The sequence below is a fragment of the Gilvimarinus sp. 1_MG-2023 genome, assembly GCF_030548285.1.
Genome location: NZ_JAUOSC010001589.1, coordinates 1 through 241, shown reverse-complemented (window position 1 = coordinate 241; position 241 = coordinate 1). Strand labels below are relative to the sequence as shown.

General features: G+C 34.9%; 1 protein-coding gene. It reads left to right on the top strand.

Annotation, left to right across the window (positions count from 1 at the left end; genetic code table 11):
- Positions 1 to 20: 20 nt before the first annotated feature.
- Positions 21 to 173: an ACT domain-containing protein gene (locus tag Q4563_RS22160; RefSeq protein WP_303606075.1), complete on the top strand. Its 153-nt coding sequence runs from the start codon at positions 21 to 23 to the stop codon at positions 171 to 173.
- Positions 174 to 241 lie beyond the last annotated feature (68 nt).

The window sequence follows — 241 nt, the reverse complement described above, 5'->3', positions numbered from 1 at the left end:
CACTAGAGGTTGAAACATCTGTGTTAGGAGTTGGTTTGACTGCGCTAATTTCAACAACCTTGGCGCAACATGGAATTAGTTGCAATGTTGTTGCTGGATATTACCACGATCACTTTTTCGTACCAAAAATAAAACAAGATCTTGCACTAGACGTTCTGAATAGCTTAAAGTAATAGTTGCAATTAATTTGCAAATGCGAAAATAAACTTATATGCAAAGATGTTTGCATGTAGAAAAGTTA